Below are 21,216 nucleotides of genomic sequence, written 5' to 3' on the forward strand. Positions count from 1 at the left end.
TTCGAACACCTTGCTGACAACGGACAACGGACAATGAACAACCAACAACTGGAATTCACCGCAGAATCTTCTGAGTGGTGGTGGCGCTCAGCACGGCGAAAATGCCAATGCCACCTTCCACGTTGCCGTACACGGCCGAGGGGTTGGCAAAGGGGTTGCCGTTGGCCTGGCGCGCGTCGCGCACCGACTGCCGGAAGCGGTAAAAAGCCCGCTCGATGTGGTAGAGCGTCGCCGTCACCGTATCGCCGGGGTAAAAGCGGTAGCTGGTGCCCAGCGTGATGTTCTGCCCGTTGAGCAACCGGTCTTCTACCGACATGTCCACTTCCGGGCTTTTGAGCAGCGCCCCTTTGGCGGGGTTGCCTTTGTGCAGCTGCAGCCGATAGCAGTCGTCCAAAGCGGGCGGGTCGCGGAAATTGGTGAGGAAGTAGGCCTTGCGCTCGGTGCCGGTTTTGTCGTTGAACTTGTAGTTGACCGAGTCGATGGTGATGGGCGCCAGCATGGTGGTGGTGGCCGTGGCGTGCCGGCCCTTGGTGTCCACCACGTCCAGCTTGAACACGTCGCCGGACTTTGCCACCAGCGGCGTGGTGCCGATGTGGGAATGAAATTTCACGCCCGAAGTGGTGTCAACCAGTGCCTTGTAGTTGGGGTTGAAGGGCAGCCGCACCTGGGTGCCGTTGGGCATGGTGAGGGTGACCGTCACATCGGTGGGCACCTGCGGCAGCACCGCGCTCAGGTACGGCACCGATGTGGTGACGGCCAGGCTGGGCACCTTGCCGGGCTCCAGGTAGCACTCCACCACCAAATCGGCATTGTAGGTAGGCAGCGGCACGTTGATGTCGTTTTGCAGCTTGCCGCAGCCGGCCAGGGCGAGCAGGACGAGCATGAAGGAGCGAGGAAGTCGTTGCATAGGTGATGTAGTTGAACGTCATGCTGAGCTTGTCGAAGCATCTCTCCCGCGAGAGTAATCCAATCGACTGAATTAGGGCAGTTTTGGTATCAGGGTACATTCCGAAGCAACGGCAGTAGAAGCGCGAACGGTGTAGTTCGCGCTACTATACAACGACCCCGAAACTGCTCTAGTTGCGCGGTAGAGATGCTTCGGCGGCGCTCAGCATGACGTTCCGCTTTTGCAGTACAATCAAAACAAAAGGCTTAAAACCGGAAATTATAAGTGAGCGAGGGAATGACCGGAAACAGCGACACCTGCTTGGCTGCGAAGCCCGTGGTGCGGCCCGTGGCCTTGTCGCGCAGGGTGTCGAAAAACACGAAGTAGGCGTTGCGCCGGTTGTAGGCGTTGTAGATGCTCAGGGTGAGGTCCTGGTTGCGCCGGGTGCCGATTTTGTAGACGGCGCCGAGGTCTAGGCGGTGGTAGGGGATGAGCTGGTAGGAGTTGCGGTCGGGGTAAATGGGCACCGGGCGCGGGTCGATGCCCACGCTGGACCCCGGAATGTCCTGCACCCCAAAGCGGCCCAGCGGCAGCGTGGTGAGCGAGCCCGACGAGTAGATAAAGCTGGCCGTGAGGCTCAGGCGGGCGTTGAGTTGGTGCAGCACCACCACGGTCAGGTTGTGGCGGCGGTCGTAGCTGGGGTGGAAATCCCGGCCGCCGTTGATGCCCGGCAGGTCGCGCTGGGGCTGGAAGTTGCGCCAGCTCCAGGCCAGGGTGTAGCCAATCCAGCCGGTGGTTTTGCCGGTTTTCTTTTCCAGGTACAGCTCGTTGCCGTAGGCCCAGCTCTTGCCAAAAATGAATTCGGTGTCCAGTTCGGGGTTCACAAACAGCTGGGCGCCGTCTTTGAAATCGACCTGATTCTTACCCCATTTGTAGTACACCTCGTCGGTGAGCAGGTACTTGCCCTGGCCCAGCAAAAAGCTGGCGCCGCCGCTCACCTGCTGCGAGCGTTGGGGCATCACCGACAGGCGCGAGGGGTACCAGATGTCGGTGGGCAACGACGCGCCGGAGTTCGTGACCAGGTGCACGTACTGGTACATCAGGGCGTAGTTCATCTTGAAGGAGGTGCGCTCGTTGAGGGCGTAGCGGGCGGCGGCGCGGGGCTCCAGGCCGGCGTACTGGTCGCTGCCGCTGCGGAAGCCGGTGAGGCGCAGGCCGCCTTCGAGCTGCAACTTGTCGCTGGCTTTGTAGTTGTCGGAGGCGTAGAGGGCGCCGTCGAGGCCGTAGTAAGTGACGTCGGCGCCGAAATTGACGCGGCCGTCGCCGGAATTGGCATCGAGGCGGCCCACGCCAAAACGGTGCTGCGTGAGCATGGCGCCGGCCTTAATTAAGTGCCGGTCGGTAGGGGTGTATTCCGCATCGACGCGGCCGGTGTAGTCCCGAATGTTGGACCCAATGCCGAAGCTGAATTGGTCGAGCTTGTTGGTGAGGTCGTACTTGTAGTCGGACACCGACACGGCGGTGTTCACGAACAGCTTGGGCGAAAACACGTGGTTCCAGCGCAGCGTACCGATGGTATTGCCCCAGGTAAAATTGAAATTGAACCCGCCCGTGCTGCTGAAACCGAACACGTCGCGCCCCAGGTAGCCCGTCAAAAAAAGGTGGTCTTTCTCGCCCAGCGCGTAATTGGCCTTCAGGTTGGCGTCGTAGAAATAGTAGTCCGGAATGGGGCTGTAATCCTCTTTGTTTTCGTTGGCCTTGTTGAGGGCCCGCGTGAAAATGTCGAAATACGTGCGCCGGCCGCTCACAATGAACGAGCCCTTCCCTTTGTTGATGGGGCCTTCGTAGGTGAGGCGCGACGAAATCAGGCCCACGCCGCCGGTGGCCACGTAGTGCTGCCGGTCGCCCTCGCGCAGCTTCACATCCACCACCGACGACAGCCGCCCCCCAAACTGCGCCGGGAACCCCGATTTGTACAGGTCCACGCTTTGCACGGCATCGGAGTTGAAGACCGAAAACAGCCCAAACAAGTGGTTGGGGTTGTAGACCACCGTGTTGTCGAGCAATACCAGGTTCTGGTCGGCCGAGCCGCCGCGCACAAAGAGGCCGCTGCTGCCCTCGCCGCCGCTCTGCACGCCGGGCTTCAGCTGCAGGGTTTTCAGAATGTCGACCTCACCAAACAGCGCCGGCAGCAGCTTGGCCTCGGCAATGCTGAGGTGCTCCACGCCCATTTGGGTGGTTTTCAGCTTTTGCTCCAATGTGGCGGCACCTTCTACCACCACTTCGCTCAGCTCGTTGCCGCTTTCGGCCAGGTCGAAGCTTAGGCGCTGGTTGTGCGTGAGGTTGAGCTCGCGGGTGAGCTGCTCGTAGCCGATGAAGGCCACTACCAACCGGTAGCGCCCGGCCGGCAAGCTCAGGGAAAAACGACCCAGCGAATCGGCTGCCGTGCCGGTGTTGAGGGCCGGCACGGCCACGCTGGCGCCGGGCAGGGTTTCGCCGTGGCCGCCCCGCACCGTGCCGCTGAGGGTGTACCGGGCAGGGTTCTGGGCTCGGGCGAAACGCGGCGCGCCCAGCGCCAATGCAAACAGTAAGAAGTAATAACGTAGTGAATAATTGACAATCATACGGCAGCAGTCGGGGAGGACGTAAAGGTAGCGCCCTCCCCAACGCCCGCCTTCGCCGGATAGTTTGCCGCCGGCCGGCGGGGCCGCAAAAGAGTTTTCTCGGGGCTACGGCTTGCCCACGAACGGCTGCAGGGCCTGCGCAATCTGGGCGGCGGGCACCACCCCGGCCTGCCGCCACACGGGTTGCCCCTGATGGAACAGAATCAGCGTAGGAATGCTCTGCACGCGGTATTGCTGGGCCACCGCCTGGTTCTTGTCCACATCAATTTTGATGACGCGCAGCTTGCCGCCGTGCTGGGCCGCCACCTGCTCCAGAACGGGTGCCATGGTTTTGCAGGGCCCGCACCAGGTAGCATAAAAATCGACCAGCACCGGCATGCCGGGGCTGTTGATGAGTTCGGGGAAAGACTTGCGTGGCATAATATATTAACGAGCAAAAGTGAAAGGAAAGGCCTTTGAAGGCAAGGTAGAACGTCCTGCTGAGCTTGTCGAAGCATCTCTCCCGCGCAAGCAATTCATCACGGCCCAACGAAGCGGGAGAGATGCTTCGACAAGCTCAGCAGGACGGGCTGATTGGTTTTGGTGACATCCTAAACAACTATTAAACGAAAAAAGCCCGGCGCAAGGCCAGGCTTTGAACAAGAGTTGAGGGAAAGCCGGCCTATTGCTTGACAACGGTGATGTCGTTGGCCACTTCGGGGAAGACAAACCGGCCGCCCACTGCTTTCACGCCCTTCACGCGGCACTCCCAGGTGTAGCGGCCGGGGGCGGCATTGGCTGCTTCGCCGCTTTCGGTTTTGAAGTAGTTGGGGTCGGAGGGGTCGGTGGGGAAGAGGACGTCGATTCCGGTTTGGTTGCGGGCCAGCTCCTTCACCAGGAAATAGTCTTTGCCGGTTTTTTCGTTGTGCACCACGAAAGTGGCCGTGTAGGGGCCCAGCTGGCCGTATTTATCCAGGATGCCCAGCTTGATTTGGGCCGTGGTGCTCACCATCCAGGTTTGGGCGTGGGCGGCCGGGGGGGCTGCCAGCAGCAAAGCCGCGAGCACGCCGGCCCAGAACAGCCGCTTGTTCAGAATAAGGGGTACAGTTATTATCATAGGTTAAGTAGGATGAAGGGTTGAATAAGCGACTACGGGAAGAGCGAATTAAGAAATTGTGTTCTACCACTGCAGGCCAAGATAGCGCGACAATGCTGATTCCGCAACTTGCCGGCCATCAGTTGTGTTGCTTATGGCGCCTAATGGCGCAACTTCTTGCCGCCACTCAACTCCCTTTCCACCTATGGCCCGTCGGCGCTTTCCGTCTCCTTCCTGGCCCGCTGTTGATGCATTGCCCGCCACCGGCCCCCAGTGCGGCCTCTGCGAGCGCACGGTGCAAGCCACCTCGCGCCACCACTTGGTACCCCGCGAAGAAGGCGGCAAATACGGCCCCACCGTCGACCTGTGCCAGCCCTGTCACAGCAGCGTGCACCGTTTCCTGAGCAACCGCGAGCTGGCCCGCCAATACCCCACCGTGGAGGCCCTGCGCGCCGCCGAGGGCCTGCAAACCTACCTGGCCTGGATTCGCAAGCAGCGCGTAGAGCGCATCACCAACCGGCGCGGCCGGCGCTGAATTACGGCACCGCGCAGCTGGTTTCGTTGCCCATAATACCGACCAGGTGCACGCTGCTGTTGCCGCCCGCGCCGGGCCGCACCCGAATCTGGGTGCCAATCCGGTCTTTGAGGTCCGTAACGTGGGAGATGATGCCAATCATCTTGCCCGAATGCTGCAGGCGCTCCAGCGCATCCAGGGCCGTGTTCAGGGCCTCGGGGTCCAGCGTGCCGAAGCCCTCGTCGATAAACAGCGACTCGATGCGGGCCTTGTGCCCAGCCAGCTCGCTCAGGCCCAGGGCCAGCGCCAGACTCACCAGGAAGCTTTCGCCGCCCGAGAGCGAGGCCATGGGCCGCACGGTATCGGCCTGGTCGTGGTCGATGATTTGCAGCTCTAGATTGCGGTTGGGCGTTTTGAGAATGGTGTAGCGGCCCGTGAGCTGGCGCAGGCGCAGGTTGGCCAGCCGGGCCAGGTGCGTGAGGGTGAGGCCCTGCGCAAACTGGCTGAACTTATCACCCCGGGCCGAGCCAATCTGCTCGCTCAGGTCATGCCAGCGTTGCTCTTCCTGCTGGCGCAGGGTCAGCTCGTGCTGGCCCGCGGCCAGCAGCTGCCGGGCGTCGTCGTCCTGCCGGAGCTGGTTGCCCACAGCCCCCAGCTTCTGCTGCAAAATATCATCGGCCGCCGACAGCGCGTTAAGCTGCGCGGTGAGCTCAGTGGCGGTGTGGGGCGTGAGCCCGGCCTCGGCGTGGTGGTTGAGTTCGGCGGTGAGGTCGGCGAGGCGGCGGGCGGCGGCGGCCTGGGCGGTGCGGTGGTCCTGGCGGCGCTGGGTGAGGCGCGTGGCTTCGGCCGCGGGCAGGAGCAGGGCGCGCGCTTCGGCGGCGGCGGCCAGGCCGGCGCCGGTCAGGGCAGCGGCTAGCTCCGTTTGGCGCTGGTGGTGGGCGTTGCGGTGCACCCCTAGCTGCGCCTGCAGGTCTTGTTGGCGGTTTTGCTGAATTTCGAGCGCTTTCTGCTGGTCGGCCAGCTGGGCCTGGGCACGCACGGCCGCCTCGGCCAGGCGCTGGGTGGCTTGGCGCAGCTGCTCGGCTTCGGCAGCCGGGTTAAGGCCGGCGTATTGAGCCTGGCGGGCCGCTAGTAGCTGGTCGATTGTGAGTTGCTCGGCTTGCAGCGTGGCCGTGGTGGCGGCGAGTTGTTTGGCCTGCTGGGCCAGGCTTTCGGCGTGCGCCTGGTGCTGGCTGGTTTTGCCCAGCAGCGTTTTTCCTAGCTCGTTCAGGGCGGCGACCTGCGCTTCGTAGTGCTCGGCCCGCTCGCGCAGGGTGGCCAGAATGCCGTCATACGGCGGCCGGGCGGGCAGCTGCAGGCGGTGGGGCGCCAGAAAGTCACGAATCGAACCCTGGAAAATATCGGTCTGCTCCTGCCAGTGCAGCAGCTCCTCCACCAGCTTGGCTAGGTCGGCGGCTATGGTATCCTCCCGCTCCAATAGCCGCGGAATCTCGCGCTCGGCGGCCGCGGCCGCTTCGCCTTCCTTGAGGTATTGCTCGCGGAGCTTGGCCAGCTGCTCGTCCAGCTCGGCCACGCGGCGGCGGGCGGCCACGGCGGCGGCCTGCTCCCGAGTAGCGGTTTCGAGCAAGGTGCGCACGGCCGCCGGGTTGGTGGGCTCGGCCGGAGCCGGCGTGCAGGTGGCGGCCAGCGCGGCGGCTTGCTGCTGAGCGACGTCGGCCGCGGCCAGGGCTTCTTCCCAAAGCTTGCGGCGCTGCTGCTGCTCGGTCTGGCGGCGGGCCAGGGCGGTGGTGGCGAGGCGCAGGTCTTCGTCCAGCTTGGCCAGGGCCAGCTGCTGCTGCGCCACGCGCTGCTCCTGCTCGTCGGCCTCGGCAGCAAAATTGGCGGCGAAGGCGTGCTCCAATGCGCCGCACAGCGGGCAGGGCTGGCCGGGCAGCAAGTGCTGGCGGTGCTGGTTGAGGTCGGCCAGGGCCTGCTGGGCGCGCAGCTCGCGGCGGTAGCTGTCGAGCAGGTGCTGGCCGTCGGTCCGGCGGGTTTCGAGGTGGGCGGCGGTGGTTTCGGCCGTGGCCAGGGCCGGGGCTTCCTGCTCTATCTGAATGGCCAGGGCGGCGGCGCGCGCCTGGTGCTCCTGGGCGGCTTCCGCTTTCGGCAGGAGCTGCTGCAGGGCCTGTTGCTGGGCGGTGAGGTCGTCGGCGCGCTGGGCGAGGGCGGCGGCCGTGGTGCCCAGCAGCAGGGCGTCGCGCTCGGTGCGGCAGGGCTTGCCCTCGTCCTCGATGGCTTTTTTGCGCGCCTTGGCCTCGGCTTCGAGGGTTTGCTGGCGGCGCAGGTCGGCGGTGGTTTGGTCCTGGGTTTTGCGCAGCTCGGCCCGGCTGGCGTCTATTTTCGCAACCTCCTTCTGTGCGCCCTGCAGGTCGATGATTTCGCGGTCCAGGGCCAGTACCTGGTTTTTCAGCTCAATCTCGGCGCTGTGCTCGATAAGCCAGCGGTCCAGCATTTCGTTTTGGCCTTGCAGCGTCCTGATTTCCTGCGCTTCCCGGTTCACGCCGGCGGCGGCGTGCTGGTAGTCGCGCGCCTGCTGGGCGTGGGCTTCGCGCTTGAGCTGCAGCTGGTGCCGGGTGGCGGCAATGGCCGCGTCCTGCTGTTGGGCCTGGCTGAGCAGCGGACGCAGGCGGTCTTCCTCGGCCAGCGCGGCGGCGTGGGTGGCGGTGGCGGTGGTATGCGCGGCGGCGGCCGTTTCGGCGGCGGTGGCTAGCCGGGGCAGGGCCTCGGCCAGCTCGCGCAGCTGATTTTCGTCGCTGGCCACTTCCTTTTCGGCAGCTTCGGCCAGCTCCAGCGGCTTGTCGACGGCGGCGGCGCGCAGGTGGCCTTCCAGGCGGGCAAACTCGGCTTGCAGCTGCTCGTCGTCGCGTTGCAGGCGCTCGCTCTCGCGGGTGGCGTCGGCCAGTTGCCGGTCGAGCTGGTCGAGGATGGTGCGCCAGGTCAGGCAAATGTTCAGGTCCTGCTGCTCCTCGTGGTGCTGTTCGGCTTGCGCGTGCAGCACGTCCAGCTGGCGTTCCAGCTCGGTCCGTTCTTCTTCGGTGAGCAGGCGGGTGGCGTCGAGCTTGGCGCGCAGGAGCTTGGTTTTCAGCTCTTCCTCTTTGGCTTTCTCAAACGCCGCCACGCTCAGCCGCGAGTAGATGTCCACGTTGGTCATCTTTTCGAGCAGGGCGCTGCGCTCTTTTTCGGGCGCGTGCAGGAAGCGGGCAAACTTGCCCTGGCTCAGCAGCACCGACTGCTCAAACTGCCCAAAGTCCAGTCCCGATACCTCGCCCACGCGCTTGGGCACCGCCTCCTTGCCGCTGATGACGGCGATGTTCGACGGGCTCAGCACCAGCGTCATGGCGTCGGGGTTGAGGGCGCCTTTGTCCTCGCCGCGCACCTTGCGCTTCACTTCCCAGCGCGAGCGGTAGCGCACGCGGTCTACCACGCCGGTGTCGGCGTTGGTTTCGTGCACTTCAAATTCTACTTCCGAAAACGCGTCTTTGGCGTGGCGGCTCACCATCTCGCCCACCTGGCGGTCGTGGCGCGGCACCCGGCCGTAGAGGCCCACCGAAATGGCGTCGAGCAGCGTGCTTTTGCCCGCGCCGGTGGGGCCCGTGATGGCAAACAGCCCCGTGTCGGCCAGGGGCGTCTCATCGAAGCGAATCAGAAACGGACCGGGCAGCGAGTTAAGGTTAGCGAAACGGACGCTGATAATTTTCATCGAATACTTCTCCCAAAATACTTCCCGAAGGTACGGCGGCCTTCGGCAGAATCGGCCTGGAAAAGGCGGCCGGGCCGGTTTGGGTTCCCGCACTGCGGGGCCTTGCTGTCGGCCCGGGCATAACTATGCCCCGGGCCCAGCCGTTGAGGTTGATTGGACCATCCGCGCTGCCCGGCGCTTAAATCGGCAGATGCACACGCCGCCATTAACTACGCCAATGACTATGAACCACATCCGACGCGGCGCAGGCCGGCCGCTTTTGCTGCTGCACGGCATTGGCGGCAGCTGGCGCTCCTGGCAAACCATCATCGAAGACCTGGCCACTGAGCGCGAAGTCATTGCCGTTGACTTACCCGGCTTTGGCAACACGCCGCCGTTGGCCGGCCCCGTCACCATAGCCACCCTGGCTGATGCCGTGACCGACTTCCTGCGGGCGCAAAACCTGCTCGGCATCGACGCCGTGGGCAGCTCGATGGGGGCCCGGCTGGTGCTGGAACTGGCCCGGCGGGGCGGCGTGCTCGGGGCCGTGGTGTCGCTCGACCCCGGCGGCTTCTGGCAGGGCTGGGAAATTCCGGTGTTCTACCACAGCGTGGCCATTTCTACGCAGCTGGTGCGAGCCTTACAGCCCGCCATGCCTTTCGTGACTAGCAATGCCGTGACGCGCACGGCGCTGTTTGCCCAGTTTTCGGCCCACCCGTGGCAGTTGCCGGCGCACGTGGCGCTCGATGAAATGCGCAGCTTTGCCCACGCGCCCTCCTTCGATGAATTGCTGGACAACCTGGCCTACGGCGAAGTGCAGCAGGGGGCGCCGGCGGGCAGCATCAATGCGCCGCTGGTTATTGGCTGGGGCCGGCAGGACCGGGTGTGCCTGCCGCGCCAGGCCCCGCGGGCCCTCGCCAAATTCCCCGATGCCCGGCTTTACTGGTTTGAAGACTGCGGCCATTTTCCGCAATGGGACCAGCCCGCCGAAACCGTCCGCCTGATTCTGGCCGCCACCGCGGGCCAGGAGTTTCGCGATGCGGATGTTGCGCGGCGGCCTGACGCGGCAGCGCACAAGCCGATTTCGGCAGTAGCTGTTGCAGCAGGAGTGGGAGCCCTAGTGCTGGGCGGCCTGTGGCTGCTGGCGAGGAAACGGGCTGAATAGCAAGTTCCTTAACGCGTCATGCTGAGCGCAGTCGAAGCATCTCTACCGAGTGAGTGATTTGATTTATTGCTGCACGCGAGATGCTTCGACTGCGCTCAGCATGACGTTCTGGGATAGTTCTGTAAACTGGCTTACGACGCTTCGCCGCCCTGTGCCTGTGGGTCGGCCTCGCCCAGCAGCTGCCGCAACTCCTGGAACGTGGATGTGAGGGCAGCGGCCCGCTCGGGCGGCAGGCCCGCCACGCGCCGGCCAAATACTTCGTCCACCGTCAGCTCGTGCAGCAGCGCCAGCGGGATGGCGTTTTCGGCCAGGTCCGGGGCTTCGGTGGCGCGTTGGTGGCGCACGCCTTTGGGCGCAATCACCTGCTGCTTTTGCAGCTGCAACACGGCCTGCACGCGGCGCTGCACTTCGGCGGGCGTTTCGTCGGAGCGCACCAGCACATCGGCCCAGGCCACTTGCTGAAAAGCCGAGTTGTCGTAGGCCAGAATATCGGCCTCCACTTCTTCCAGCGTGCCGTGGAAGCGCTGCAGGCGGCGCGTCACGGGCACCGGAATGCTTGTAATAACCGGCGCGCCCGCCCCCTTAAACTCCAGTAGCAGCACCTGCTGCTTGTCGTTGGCTTCGGTGAACGACAGCGGCACCGGCGAGCCCGAGTAGCGGATGTGCGCCCGCCCGCCCACCAGCTGCGGACGGTGCAGGTGGCCCAACGCCACGTAGTCGAAGGCCGTGGGAAAATGCTCGGCCCCAATCAACCCCAACCCGCCAATGTGCACGTCGCGCTCGGCGCCCTCGCGGGCTTCGCCGCCGGCGGCGTAGAGGTGGCCGGTGGCCAATACCGGCACGTTCTGCTCGCGCAGGCCCCGCACGGCCTCGTGGGCGGCCAGGGCGGCGTAGTGGTCGGCAATGCTCTGGCGGATGCGGATTTGGCGGTCGTCGAGCGTCTCGCCGGCCACGGCCAGTCGGATGTCGCGGTCGCGCAGAAAGGGCACGGCGCACACTACCAGGCCGGGCCGGCCGTCGGCCGCGTTCAGGTGCAGAATCTGCTCGGTGGGGTCCATCGGCACGCCGCCCACCACGTGAATGCGCAGCTGCCGCAGCAGTTGCCGCGAGGCGTTGAGCATGGTGGGCGAGTCGTGGTTGCCGCCCACCACCACGATGTCGCGGCAGCCGGTGGCCTGCATCTTCACCAGAAAGGTATAGTACAGCTCCTGCGCCGTGTAGGAGGGCGACTGGGTATCAAAAATATCGCCGGCAATCACCAGCACCTCAATGGCCTGGGCCTGCACCGTGAGCAGTAGCCAGTCGAGAAAAGCCTGCTGCTCGGTGGTGCGTTCCTGCCCGGTGAGGAAGTGCTGGCCGAGGTGCCAGTCGGCGGTGTGAAGGACGCGCATGGGGTAGAGTGAATATCAAAGATACCCCCGCCGCAAGGAATGAAAAAGCCCCGGCAGGGGGCGCCGGGGCTTCAATACAATGCTAACTGACTAGTGCCAATGGGCCAGCTTATTCAAACAGTCGGATTTGTTTCCTTCTGAATCCACTTTAATGTAAAATACAGCAGGGTGGCGAGGACAGCATACAGAAGCAGCCAATCAATCATTTCGTAAGGATTGGCTCTAATGAGAAGTAGCGTCAATCCTGTGAATAGCAAATAGGCAATGCCGAATAATGCCATTCTGGCCAAATCCGGCAATCTATCAATCTGAGTCAGCTGTGCTAAAATTTTGACCGTGATGAAAGGCAGATAAAACAGCACAGTGATTGCCAGCACCAACAGAATTCCTAAGCCGGGAACTCCTATCATGCTAGTGCACCGCCGCCTTCTGAAACTCCGTGATGGCCTCGCCCAGGTCCAGTACCTCGGCGCCGGGCAGGGCGGCCTGCACGATGCTGGCGCCGGCCGCCGAGCGGTAGCCGCCCGCGCAATGAATGAGCACCGGCTTGTCGGTGGGGATTTCGTGGGCACGCTCGCGCAGCTCGGGTAGCGGAATCACCAGGGCGTTGTCGAATACTTGGTTCTTGGCCTCGGCGTGGTTGCGGATATCGACGATGGTGAAGGCCTCGGGGTGTTCACGAACCTGGGCTACGTCGACAGTAGGCGCGGTTTCGGGCAGACTGGCTGGGGCGAGCAAGGCGCCTTTGATGCTGCCTTCATAACCGATTTTGGCCGTTTTCCGCACCACCGTATCCAGCGCGATGTTGCTGTCGGCCAGCAGGTAGAACAGCTCCTTGGGGCCTACGACCGAGCCCAACCAGGTTTCGAACTTGCCGCCATCCTGCAAATTGATGGCGCCGGGCAAATGGCCGGCGCGGAAGCGGGCGGCCGGGCGGGTGTCGATGACGAGTACGCCCGGCTCCAGCGCGGTGGCGGTGCTCAGGTGCGGCACGGCCCGGACGCTGTCTTCGAAGCCGCGGGCGCCTTGTTTGTTCAGCCGCACGTCGTGCCCAAAGTATTTGGGCACAAAGGGCTGGTCTTCGAGCAGCACCTGGATGAACTCTTCCTGCGACATGGGCTGCAGGGCGTAGTTGGTTTTCAGCTCTTTGGCGATAGTGCTGTCAAGGTCAGGGCTCGTCGTCTTGCCGCAGAGGCTGCCGGGGCCGTGGGCGGGGTACACCTTGGTGGCACCGGGCAGGGTCATGAGCTTGTTGCGGGTGCTGTGGTACATCTGCGCGGCCAGCTCCTCGCGCTTGTGGCCGCCAATGGCCTCGTCCTCCCGCAAATCGGGCCGGCCCACGTCGCCCACAAACAGCGTGTCGCCGGTGAACACGGCGCGGCTCTGCGCCAGCTCATCGAGGAGCAGAATGCTGATGGAGTCGGGCGAGTGGCCGGGGGTGTTGATGGCGTGCAGCTCCACATTGCCCAGCTTGATGCGGTCGCCGTCGTCGAAGGCATGATGCGGGTACTTGGCCCCCACCAGCTTGCTGCAGTAGATGGTGGCCTCGGTTTCATCGGCAATTTCCAGGTGCGACGACACGAAATCGGCGTGCGGGTGCGTCTCGATTACGGCAATGATGCGGGCTTCGTGCTCGTCGGCAAAATCGTAGTAGGGCTGCGGGTCGCGGCCGGGGTCGATGACAACGACCTGGCGGCCGCAGCGCACGGCGTAGCTGGCGTGGGCCAGGCCCTTGTCGTAAAACTGCTGAATTTGCACGGCCGAAGCCGTGCTACTGGGGAGGGGAGGCATGGGGAGGGAGATGGTTAGCCGGGTGGTTTGGCCAAATATAAGCAAGCGCCGGAATGCAGAGAAGTGCCCAGCGGGGCCAAACGCACAAAAAAGCCCCAACCGGACTGGTTGGGGCTTTGTTTGATAGGTGCTGAAAGCGAGGCGTTAAGCTTTGGCTTTCACCTTCGTTTTGCCGCCTTGGCCTTTGCCGTGGCCGTGGTGCTCGTCCTTCATCTTGTCGAACTTGGCGTATTGCTCCGGCGTGAGGATGGATTTGAGCTGGGCCTGGTACTTCTCGTGCGAAGCCTTCATTTCGGCGTGGCCGGCTATGCGGTCGGCGCCGTATTTGGCTTTGAGGGCGGCGCCTTCCTGCTGGCGGGCCAGCAACAGCTGCTCTACTTTGGCTTCCTGGTCGGCGCTGAGGCCGAGCTCTTTGGCCATTTTGCCGGCTTTGTGGTCGGCCGTCTTGGCGGGGTCTTTCGGGCCTTTCTGGTAGTGGCGGGCCGTCTGGTTGGCATCGGAGCCGGTGGTTTTCACAGCGGTTTGGGCGAAGCTGGTGCCGGCGGTGGCGAAGGCGAGGGCAGCGAGCAGGACAAGGGTCTTTTTCATGTGGGGTTGAAGCGAAAAATGGGTGACTGAGGGATGAGCGGCGGAACCAGGTGGCCCGTCCGGTTACGCAAAAGGTGTTTGCAAGCGGTATGCCAGGAAAACGGCCCGCCACGCCCCGGCGGCAATCCGCCGATAAGTCGGCGCTTTTTGCCGGCCAACCCCGCCAATTATTCCGTTGGCTGGGCAGCCTGGCCGGCTTGGCCAGTGGCGCGGAAGTCGCGCAGTTTTTCCCGCTGCTCGGTGCGCAGCTGGTCGAACTTGGTGTACTGCGCCGGGGTGAGCACGGCCCGGATTTGCTCGTCGTACTTGGCTTGGTTGGCTTTCACGTCCTGGCCCAGGCCGCGGCGCCGGCCGGCGGTGCTCACTTGCTGGTGCAGGGTCTGCATGTCCTGGCGCTGGGCCAGCAGGATGGGTTTCAGTTTGGCCTGCTGGTCGGCGCTGAGGCCGAGCTCTTTGGCGAGGTACTGGGTGCGGCGCTCCACCATCTGGTCCGATGGTTTTGGCACGCTGGTAGGGGCGGGGCCGGTCTGGCCGAGGACGACAGGGGCTTGCGCCAGGCAGGTGGTGGAAGTGGCTGCGGCGGTGGCCAGCAGCACGAGAAATTTATGCATAAACGGATTGTAGGAATGGAATGTAGGGAACCAGGATGCGGATTTGGATGCAGCGAAATGGCCGGAGTTTAATCCGAGCGCCTTCGACACAACATCCAGGGTGTAAAAATAAGCCGGACCATTGCTTCGCCATGTCCTCGGAAGGTCCAAAAACGGGTTGTAGCGAATTTGCTGCCTATATTTCGGACCCGCCGCCGTGGTCTTAACCGAAATTTCGGCTGGCTGCTGCCGGGCGGCTTCGTTTCAACCCTCATTTATTTCATACTTCTTCCTCCTTTACACCTAACACATGGCAAGTATTTTCGCCAAAAAACCGTTGGCCGTGCTCCTGGGCGAGGCCAACTCCACCGGGCACGGCACGCTGCAGCGCACGCTGGGCGCCGGCAACCTTGTGGCCCTGGGCGTGGGCGCCATCATCGGGGCCGGCCTGTTTGTGCGCACCGCCAATGCCGCCGCGCAGGCCTCGGGACCGGGCGTGACCCTGGCTTTCGTGCTGGCCGCCTTTGGCTGCGTGTTCGCCGGCTTGTGCTACGCCGAGTTTGCGGCCATGATTCCCATTGCCGGCTCGGCCTACACCTACGCCTACACCACCATGGGCGAGTTCGTGGCCTGGGTCATTGGCTGGGCCCTCATCATGGAATACGCGCTGGGCGCGGCCACCGTCAGCATTGCCTGGAGCGAGTATTTGAACAAGCTGCTGGAAGTCTTTCACACCAGTATACCGTATCATTTAAGCCACTCTCCGTTTGAGCACGCCGTTATAAACGGGGTGGAGCAGCACGGCATGATTAACCTGCCGGCCTTGTTCATCATCGTGATGCTGAGCCTGCTGCTGGTGAAGGGCACCCAGGAATCGGCCATGTTCAACGCCGTTATCGTGGTGCTCAAAACCCTGATTGTGGTGATTTTTATTGCTGTCGGCTGGCAGTTCATCAACCCCGCCAACCACACGCCCTACCTGATTCCGGCCGATGCCGTGGTGAAAAACGCCGCCGGCGAAGTGGTGCGCACCTACGAGGGCTGGAACAAGCACGGCTGGGGCGGCATCATCGGGGGCGCGGGCATTGTGTTCTTCGCCTTCATCGGGTTCGATGCGGTGAGCACGGCCGCGCAGGAAGCCAAAAACCCCAAGCGCGACATGCCCATTGGCATTCTGGGCTCGCTGGCCATTTGCACGGTGCTCTACATCCTGTTTGGGCACGTACTGACGGGCGTGGCCAACTGGCGCGAATTTGCCGACCCGGCCATTGGCGGCGAGGCCTCGGTGGCCTACGCCATCCGGGCGCACATGACCGGCTACGGCTGGCTGGCCACGGCCGTGACCATCGGGATTTTGCTGGGCTTCACGTCCGTTATTCTGGTGATGCTCATGGGCCAGAGCCGCGTATTCTTCTCCATGGCCAAGGACGGCCTCATGCCCAAAGCCTTCTCCGAGCTGCACCCCAAGTTCAACACGCCCTACAAATCCAACCTCATGCTGATGGTGTTCGTGGGTTTGTTTGCGGCCTTCGTGCCCGGCTCGGTGGCCGGCGACCTCACGTCGTTTGGCACGCTGCTGGCCTTCGTGCTGGTGAGCATTGGCGTCTGGATTATGCGCCGGTCGGACCCCGCGCAGCCCCGCCCGTTCATGGCGCCGCTCTCGTCGCCGTCGTTTCCGCTGGTGCCGATAATGGGGGCGCTGGTGTGCACGCTGCTCATCATCGGGCTCGACAAGAACACGCTGCTGCTGGCTTTTGGCTGGATGGTACTGGGTTTTGTGGTGTACTTCCTCTACGGCAAGCGCAATTCCATGCTCCAGCAGGGCGTGGTGGTGGTGCCCACCGAGATGGAGTCGGAAGCTTTCATCGAGCCCGACCCCAGGAACCGCTAGCTAGTTGTCAGTTGTTCGTTGTCAGTTGTTAGTCTGGGTTTGTATTGAGACCAACAACTGACAACGAACAACTGACAACTACCCGTTTATCAACAAAAAGGAAGCCCCGCCAGCAGTTACTGGCGGGGCTGCTTTTTTCCTGATAAACGGGTTGCGTTTCAGCCAATAGCAGCAGCTTGCAGGTCTGCCGGGCGGCGCAGCGTCTGCGCCTGCCCGTAGCTGAGGCTGCGCCAGACCCACTCGGCCGGCCCAAAGCGGAAGCGGGCCAGCCACCAGCGGCACAGCAGCAACTGAAACAGGATGATGCCCGCCGCCAACGGCCACAGCAGCGTCGGCCCCACTTTGCCCACCCAGCCCAGGCCCAGCCCCGAGAACAAGAAAGTGGCAATGATGCTCTGGCTGAGGTAGCAGCTCAGGGCCATGCGGCCCAAAGGGGCCAGTAGTTGTAGCAGCCGCTGCGCGCCCGGCCGCCGCCACGCCAGCGCAAACGTGGCAGCGTAACCCAGGGACAGAGGCCCCACGCCCAGGGCATAAAGCACCGCAAAAGTTAGTCCCGGCGCCAGGCCCTGGAAGTATTCCGGGCTGTGGTCAAGGTAAGCGTTGAGCAGACTGGCCGCCAGGCCCAGCGCCAGCCCGCCAAGGGCCACGCGCCGCAGGAGCGGCCGGTACGCATCGAGCTGCCGGAACACCTGGTGCCGCCCTGCCCACAGCCCCAGCAGAAACATGGCCAGCACTTTGCACACCCGCCACTGAAAGAGCAGGTCGCCGGCGCGGTAAAAGATGCCCGAGCGCATGGCTTTGAAGAAAAACATCCAACTGGTGTTGGCCATTACCTGGTAAAAGGACTTGATGTGCAGGGGTTGGTCGATGGCTTGGCCGAGGGCGTAAAACGGAGCGGCCGGCGTGAGCGGCACCAGCGCTTTCCAGCCGCCGCCCAGCCAAAACACGGCCCACAGCGGCACGGGCACCAGCAGCAACACCACCGCCCAGCGCCCAATGGCCCGGTCCGACAGGTGCCGAAGCCGCACCAGCAACAGGCCCACCAGCGCGTAAAAAGCCAGAATATCGCCGGGCCAAATGAACAGCAGGTGCACCAGCCCAATGCCCAGCAGCACCCACAGCCGCCGCCGGTACGTCAGCAGCTGCTCGTCGCCGCGGGCGGTGGCGCGTTGCAGCTGCACCGCGAAACCGATGCCGAACAGCAGCGAAAACAGGGAGTAAAACTTGCCATCGACCAACGCCCGAATGAAGAAAGCGGCGGCGGGGTCGGTGGTGTCCGTTGGCAGTGGGGTGGATGGCACGCCGGTGCCCGGCTCGTGCCACAAGCTGAAGCCCGTGAACAGGTTGGCCAGGCACACGCCGCACAGGGCAAAGCCGCGCAAGGCATCAAGGAGCTCGGCGCGGTCGGTTTCGGCCAGGGGCTCGGCTGGCAGGGGAGTGGGTACAGGAGACATGGGCGCGAGAAATGGGGACCGTAACGCGCCGTTAATATAGGTTAATTATTATATAAAATGTTCCTGAAAATAGCTTTGGGTTGCCGCTGCTTGGAATGATAAGCCGGCAGAGCATTGCGCGTGGGGTAGCCCTAGCGCCGGCGGGCGAAGCAGCCGGCGGCAGGAGTTGGGCAGCCAAGCCCCAACGGGGGCTCAGGAAGCAGATTTTACTTCGCTTTTGAGCTTGAGCACCCGGTCGCCATTCTCCTGCACGATGACCAGGGCCGGGTCGGCGGCCGAGCCGTTGCGGTGAATTTCGGAGCCTTTGATGGTGCGGGAAACGGGCTCTTTGTGCACCGATTCTATTTTGCCGGTGGCCGTGCCGGTGCCGTATTTCCAGGTGACTTTGGTGCCTTTGCGCATGGGTGGGAAGGGAAAAAGAAAGGTGAGGGACAGAGCAACGTATGGCTCAAAAGTCCATTACTTACTGCCAATTGAGTGGAACCGTTGCCGGGCTATGGCCCGCCTGGCCGCAAGTGCCGACGAAATGAGCACGCCCTGCGGGTGCCAAGTTGCCCGCTCGGCGGCAAGCGGCCGGTCGACGCTGCGGCTCCAGCTACCAGGGCAGCCAGGAAAGGGCTACCTAAAAATTAGGAAAACGGCGCCGTTAAGTATGGCATAATTGCTTTACTTAGCGGTTCTGATATTCTTGGCTGCTTTTGCATAGCCGGTGAATGGGCTTGCGTGATGGTTGATACCGCCACAAGCCAACACGGCGAAAGCGCGAAAAGGAAGAAGATGAAAACGTTTTTCAACCTGCTGACCCCATGCGATTTTCTAACCCAGGCGGCCAATTATTTCTGCAAATCGGGCTGTTCATTGCTGGCCTGTGGCTCGGCGCCGCCAGGCCAGCCAACGCCCAGACGCCTGCCAATTCGCCGCTGGTCGACAGCCTGAACCAGCGCCGGGCAACAGCCGCCGATACCGCTCAGCTGCGCCTGCTGCTGGCCGACGCCACCGCGCTGCGCCCCACCGAGCCTGCCGAAGCCAAGCGGCTGGCCTCCTTGGCCTTGCAGCGGGCCACGGCGGCGCCCGGCCGCCCCGCGCAGCAACAAGCAGCGCTGCTGCTGCTGGGCCGCCTCGCCAACGCCGAAGGCGACTTTCCCGCCGCGGCCCAAAACCTGATGCAGGCCCTGCGCCTGGCCGAGCAGCGGCACGACCTGCTGGGCCAGGGCAGTGCCTGCCTGGGGCTGGCCACCACCAACAAAAACCTCCACAAGCTCGACCTGAGCCTGGAATACGCCCGCCGTGCCCAGCGCCTGCTGGGCCAGGCCGTGCAGGCCGGCGATGCGCGCGCCGCCAAGCCGTTGGCCATCGCCTTCAACAACAGCGGCACGGCACTGATGGAGCAAAACCAGCAGGCCGCCGCCCGCGCCGACTTCCATATTTCCCTGCAAAAAGCCCGTGCCCTGGGCGACTCCAGCGTTGCCGTGCTGGCGCTCTACAACCTCGGCGGCCTGGCCCTGAAGCTGAAAAACGGCGCCGAAGCCTACCGCTACTACCGCCAAACGCTGGCCATCGACCAGGCCGAAGGCAACGAGCAGGGGCAGGCCGAGTCGTGGCTGAACCTGGGCGACGCCCTGGCCCTGCTGCACCGGACCAAGGAGGCCGAAGCCGCCTACCAGCACGCCCTGCAGCTCAGCCGGCGCCTGCACGCACTGCCCATCGTGCGGGTGGTGTACAACGGTTTTGCCGCGCTGTACGAAGACAACGGGCAGCCCGCCAAAGCCTTGCAGTGGCAGCGGCGCTTTCAGCTGCTGAACGATTCTCTGTTTCAGGAGCAAAGCACCCAGCAGGTGGCCGAGCTGCAAACCAAGTACGACACCGAGAAAAAAGACGCCCAGAACCGCCTGCAGGCGGCGCAGCTGCGCACCCAGCAGCAGGTTATCCGGCGGCGCAATGTGCAGCTGTGGGCCGGGCTGGCGGTGGCCCTGCTGCTGGCCGGCCTGGCCTACCTGCTCTACAACCGCCGCCGGCTGCGGCGCGAGGTGGAATTTGCCCAGGAGCGGCAGCAGCTGGAGCGCCTGCGCGCCCAGGCCGTGCTCGAAGCCGAAGAAACCGAGCGCCGCCGCATCGGCTCCGATTTGCACGACGGCGTGGGCCAGCTCCTCACCGCGGCCAAAATGAACCTGCACTCGCTGGGCGAGGAACTGGGCGTGCGCACCCAGGGCCAGCAGGCCTTGCTGCAAAATGCCCTGGACGTGGTGGACGAAAGCTTCAAGGAGGTGCGCAGCATCAGCCACAACCTCATGCCCAATGCTCTCATCAAGCGGGGGCTGGCCCAGGCCGTGCGCGATTTTCTGGACAAGCTCCCGGCGGCCGGCCGCGTCAAAATTAACCTCGAAGTGGTGGGCCTGGACCGGGGCGGCCGCCTGGAGCCCACCACCGAAAACGTGCTGTTTCGCGTGATTCAGGAGCTGGTGCAGAACATTCTCAAGCACGCCCAGGCCACCGAAGTGACGCTGCAAATCATTCGCCATCCCGATGAGCTGACCGTGCTGGTGGAAGACAACGGCGTGGGCTTCGACCCCACCGCGCTGGGCGAAGACGCCGGCATTGGCCTGAAAAACATCGAGAGCCGCATGGCCTACCTCGGCGGCGTGCTGGACCTCGACAGCCGCCCCGGCCACGGCACCTCCGTCACGGCCACGGTGCCCCTGCCGGACTGATGCGCGCGAAAGGCCGTTTTTTTCGTTGTATAATAAAATTGAAGTATGTTTGAGTTAAAGGCATTCTGACTTCTACACTGCGCCGGGACATGGCGGGCTGGTGCTGCTCCCTTTCATTCTGCATTAATTTCTTTTGGCCATGAGTGACGCTTACCCGGTTTCGGCCCGCATCAACCTGCTGCTGGTCGACGACCACCAGCTGGTGATAGAGGGCATCAAAACCCTGCTCAAAAACGACCCGGTCATCCGTGTGGTGGCCCAGGCCAATACCGGCGCCGACGCCCTGCGCCGCCTGCGCGAGCACCCCGAAATCGGGGTGGCCATTGTCGACCTCAACATGCCCCAGATGAGCGGTGTGGAGCTGACCCAGCACATTCGGGCCAGCTTTCCGGCCGTGCGGGTGCTGGCCCTGAGCATGTTTCACGACCACGCTTCGGTGATGGAAGTGCTCGAAGCCGGCGGCATGGGCTACCTCCTAAAAAACACCACCAAGGCCGAGCTCAGCGCCGCCATTGCCGATGTGGCCGCCGGCCGCACCCACTACAGCCAGGAAGTGGGCCAGACCCTGCTCCAGCACCTCGACGTGCCCGGCCAGCGCGGCCCCGTAGCGCCGGTGGTGGAACTGACTACCCGCGAAAAGGAGATTTTGCGCCTGGTGGCGGAAGAAAAGTCAAACCACGCCATTGCCGAGGCCCTGTTTATTTCGGAGCGCACGGTGGAAACGCACCGCAAAAACATTCTCACCAAAACCAGCTGCAAATCGGTCGTGGGCCTCATTCAGTACGCCATCAAGCACAAGCTGCTGGCCTGAGCAGGGAAGG

The 21,216-nt window shown here is 63.6% G+C and carries 17 protein-coding genes; 5 read left to right on the forward strand and 12 right to left on the reverse strand.

Annotated features, from left to right (window positions below):
- Positions 1–55: 55 nt before the first annotated feature.
- From JKL48_RS03775 to JKL48_RS03790, 4 genes are all read right to left on the reverse strand, one after another.
- Entirely contained in the window at positions 56–883 is an 828-nt protein-coding gene (locus JKL48_RS03775) for a DUF4249 domain-containing protein (protein ID WP_201978652.1), read from the reverse strand.
- Between the two features lie 269 nt (positions 884–1,152).
- On the reverse strand, positions 1,153–3,510 hold the full coding sequence (locus JKL48_RS03780) for a TonB-dependent receptor (RefSeq protein WP_201978654.1): 2,358 nt from the start codon (positions 3,508–3,510) through the stop codon (positions 1,153–1,155).
- Between the two features lie 105 nt (positions 3,511–3,615).
- A complete protein-coding gene (gene trxA / locus JKL48_RS03785) occupies positions 3,616–3,930 on the reverse strand; it encodes a thioredoxin (RefSeq protein ID WP_201978655.1) in 315 nt (104 codons plus the stop codon).
- 241 nt (positions 3,931–4,171) lie between these two features.
- Complete coding sequence (locus JKL48_RS03790; RefSeq protein WP_201978657.1) at positions 4,172–4,606, reverse strand: hypothetical protein; 435 nt, start codon at positions 4,604–4,606, stop codon at positions 4,172–4,174.
- Between the two features lie 184 nt (positions 4,607–4,790).
- On the opposite strand from JKL48_RS03790, the gene JKL48_RS03795 reads away from it, so the two are divergent.
- Positions 4,791–5,120 (forward strand): HNH endonuclease, encoded by a 330-nt coding sequence (locus tag JKL48_RS03795; RefSeq protein ID WP_236668596.1) that lies wholly within the window; start codon positions 4,791–4,793, stop codon positions 5,118–5,120.
- 1 nt (position 5,121) lies between these two features.
- Here JKL48_RS03795 and JKL48_RS03800 read toward each other — a convergent pair whose 3' ends face one another.
- Positions 5,122–8,838 carry an AAA family ATPase gene (locus JKL48_RS03800; RefSeq protein WP_201978659.1) on the reverse strand — a complete coding sequence of 1,239 codons (3,717 nt, stop codon included), beginning with the start codon at positions 8,836–8,838 and terminating at the stop codon, positions 5,122–5,124.
- Between the two features lie 223 nt (positions 8,839–9,061).
- Between JKL48_RS03800 and JKL48_RS03805 the strand changes: the two genes are divergently transcribed.
- Positions 9,062–9,982: an alpha/beta fold hydrolase gene (locus tag JKL48_RS03805; RefSeq protein ID WP_236668597.1), complete on the forward strand. Its 921-nt coding sequence runs from the start codon at positions 9,062–9,064 to the stop codon at positions 9,980–9,982.
- A gap of 131 nt (positions 9,983–10,113) precedes the next feature.
- On the opposite strand, the gene sbcD is transcribed toward JKL48_RS03805, so the two are convergent.
- From sbcD to JKL48_RS03830, 5 genes are all read right to left on the reverse strand, one after another.
- A complete protein-coding gene (gene sbcD, locus JKL48_RS03810) occupies positions 10,114–11,373 on the reverse strand; it encodes an exonuclease subunit SbcD (RefSeq protein ID WP_201978661.1) in 1,260 nt (419 codons plus the stop codon).
- Between the two features lie 113 nt (positions 11,374–11,486).
- Positions 11,487–11,783 carry a hypothetical protein gene (locus JKL48_RS03815; protein ID WP_201978663.1) on the reverse strand — a complete coding sequence of 99 codons (297 nt, stop codon included), beginning with the start codon at positions 11,781–11,783 and terminating at the stop codon, positions 11,487–11,489.
- Position 11,784: 1 nt separating this feature from the next.
- A complete protein-coding gene (locus JKL48_RS03820; RefSeq protein WP_236668598.1) occupies positions 11,785–13,164 on the reverse strand; it encodes an MBL fold metallo-hydrolase in 1,380 nt (459 codons plus the stop codon).
- Between the two features lie 144 nt (positions 13,165–13,308).
- Positions 13,309–13,752 carry a DUF4890 domain-containing protein gene (locus JKL48_RS03825; protein ID WP_201978665.1) on the reverse strand — a complete coding sequence of 148 codons (444 nt, stop codon included), beginning with the start codon at positions 13,750–13,752 and terminating at the stop codon, positions 13,309–13,311.
- 167 nt (positions 13,753–13,919) lie between these two features.
- Positions 13,920–14,363 (reverse strand): hypothetical protein, encoded by a 444-nt coding sequence (locus JKL48_RS03830; RefSeq protein ID WP_201978667.1) that lies wholly within the window; start codon positions 14,361–14,363, stop codon positions 13,920–13,922.
- Positions 14,364–14,652: 289 nt separating this feature from the next.
- On the opposite strand from JKL48_RS03830, the gene JKL48_RS03835 reads away from it, so the two are divergent.
- A complete protein-coding gene (locus JKL48_RS03835) occupies positions 14,653–16,233 on the forward strand; it encodes an amino acid permease (RefSeq protein ID WP_201978669.1) in 1,581 nt (526 codons plus the stop codon).
- Between the two features lie 158 nt (positions 16,234–16,391).
- Here JKL48_RS03835 and JKL48_RS03840 read toward each other — a convergent pair whose 3' ends face one another.
- A complete protein-coding gene (locus JKL48_RS03840; RefSeq protein WP_201978670.1) occupies positions 16,392–17,687 on the reverse strand; it encodes a DUF418 domain-containing protein in 1,296 nt (431 codons plus the stop codon).
- Between the two features lie 192 nt (positions 17,688–17,879).
- The gene (locus tag JKL48_RS03845; RefSeq protein WP_201978673.1) at positions 17,880–18,089 is read right to left on the reverse strand and encodes a hypervirulence associated TUDOR domain-containing protein; all 210 of its coding nucleotides are present in this window, start codon (positions 18,087–18,089) and stop codon (positions 17,880–17,882) included.
- 404 nt (positions 18,090–18,493) lie between these two features.
- Here JKL48_RS03845 and JKL48_RS03850 point away from each other — a divergent pair, with 404 nt between their 5' ends.
- The gene (locus tag JKL48_RS03850; protein WP_201978676.1) at positions 18,494–20,395 is read left to right on the forward strand and encodes a tetratricopeptide repeat-containing sensor histidine kinase; all 1,902 of its coding nucleotides are present in this window, start codon (positions 18,494–18,496) and stop codon (positions 20,393–20,395) included.
- Between the two features lie 139 nt (positions 20,396–20,534).
- Positions 20,535–21,206 (forward strand): response regulator, encoded by a 672-nt coding sequence (locus JKL48_RS03855; protein WP_201978678.1) that lies wholly within the window; start codon positions 20,535–20,537, stop codon positions 21,204–21,206.
- Positions 21,207–21,216 lie beyond the last annotated feature (10 nt).

This window comes from Hymenobacter rubidus (genome assembly GCF_016734815.1).
GTDB classification, from domain to species: domain Bacteria; phylum Bacteroidota; class Bacteroidia; order Cytophagales; family Hymenobacteraceae; genus Hymenobacter; species Hymenobacter rubidus.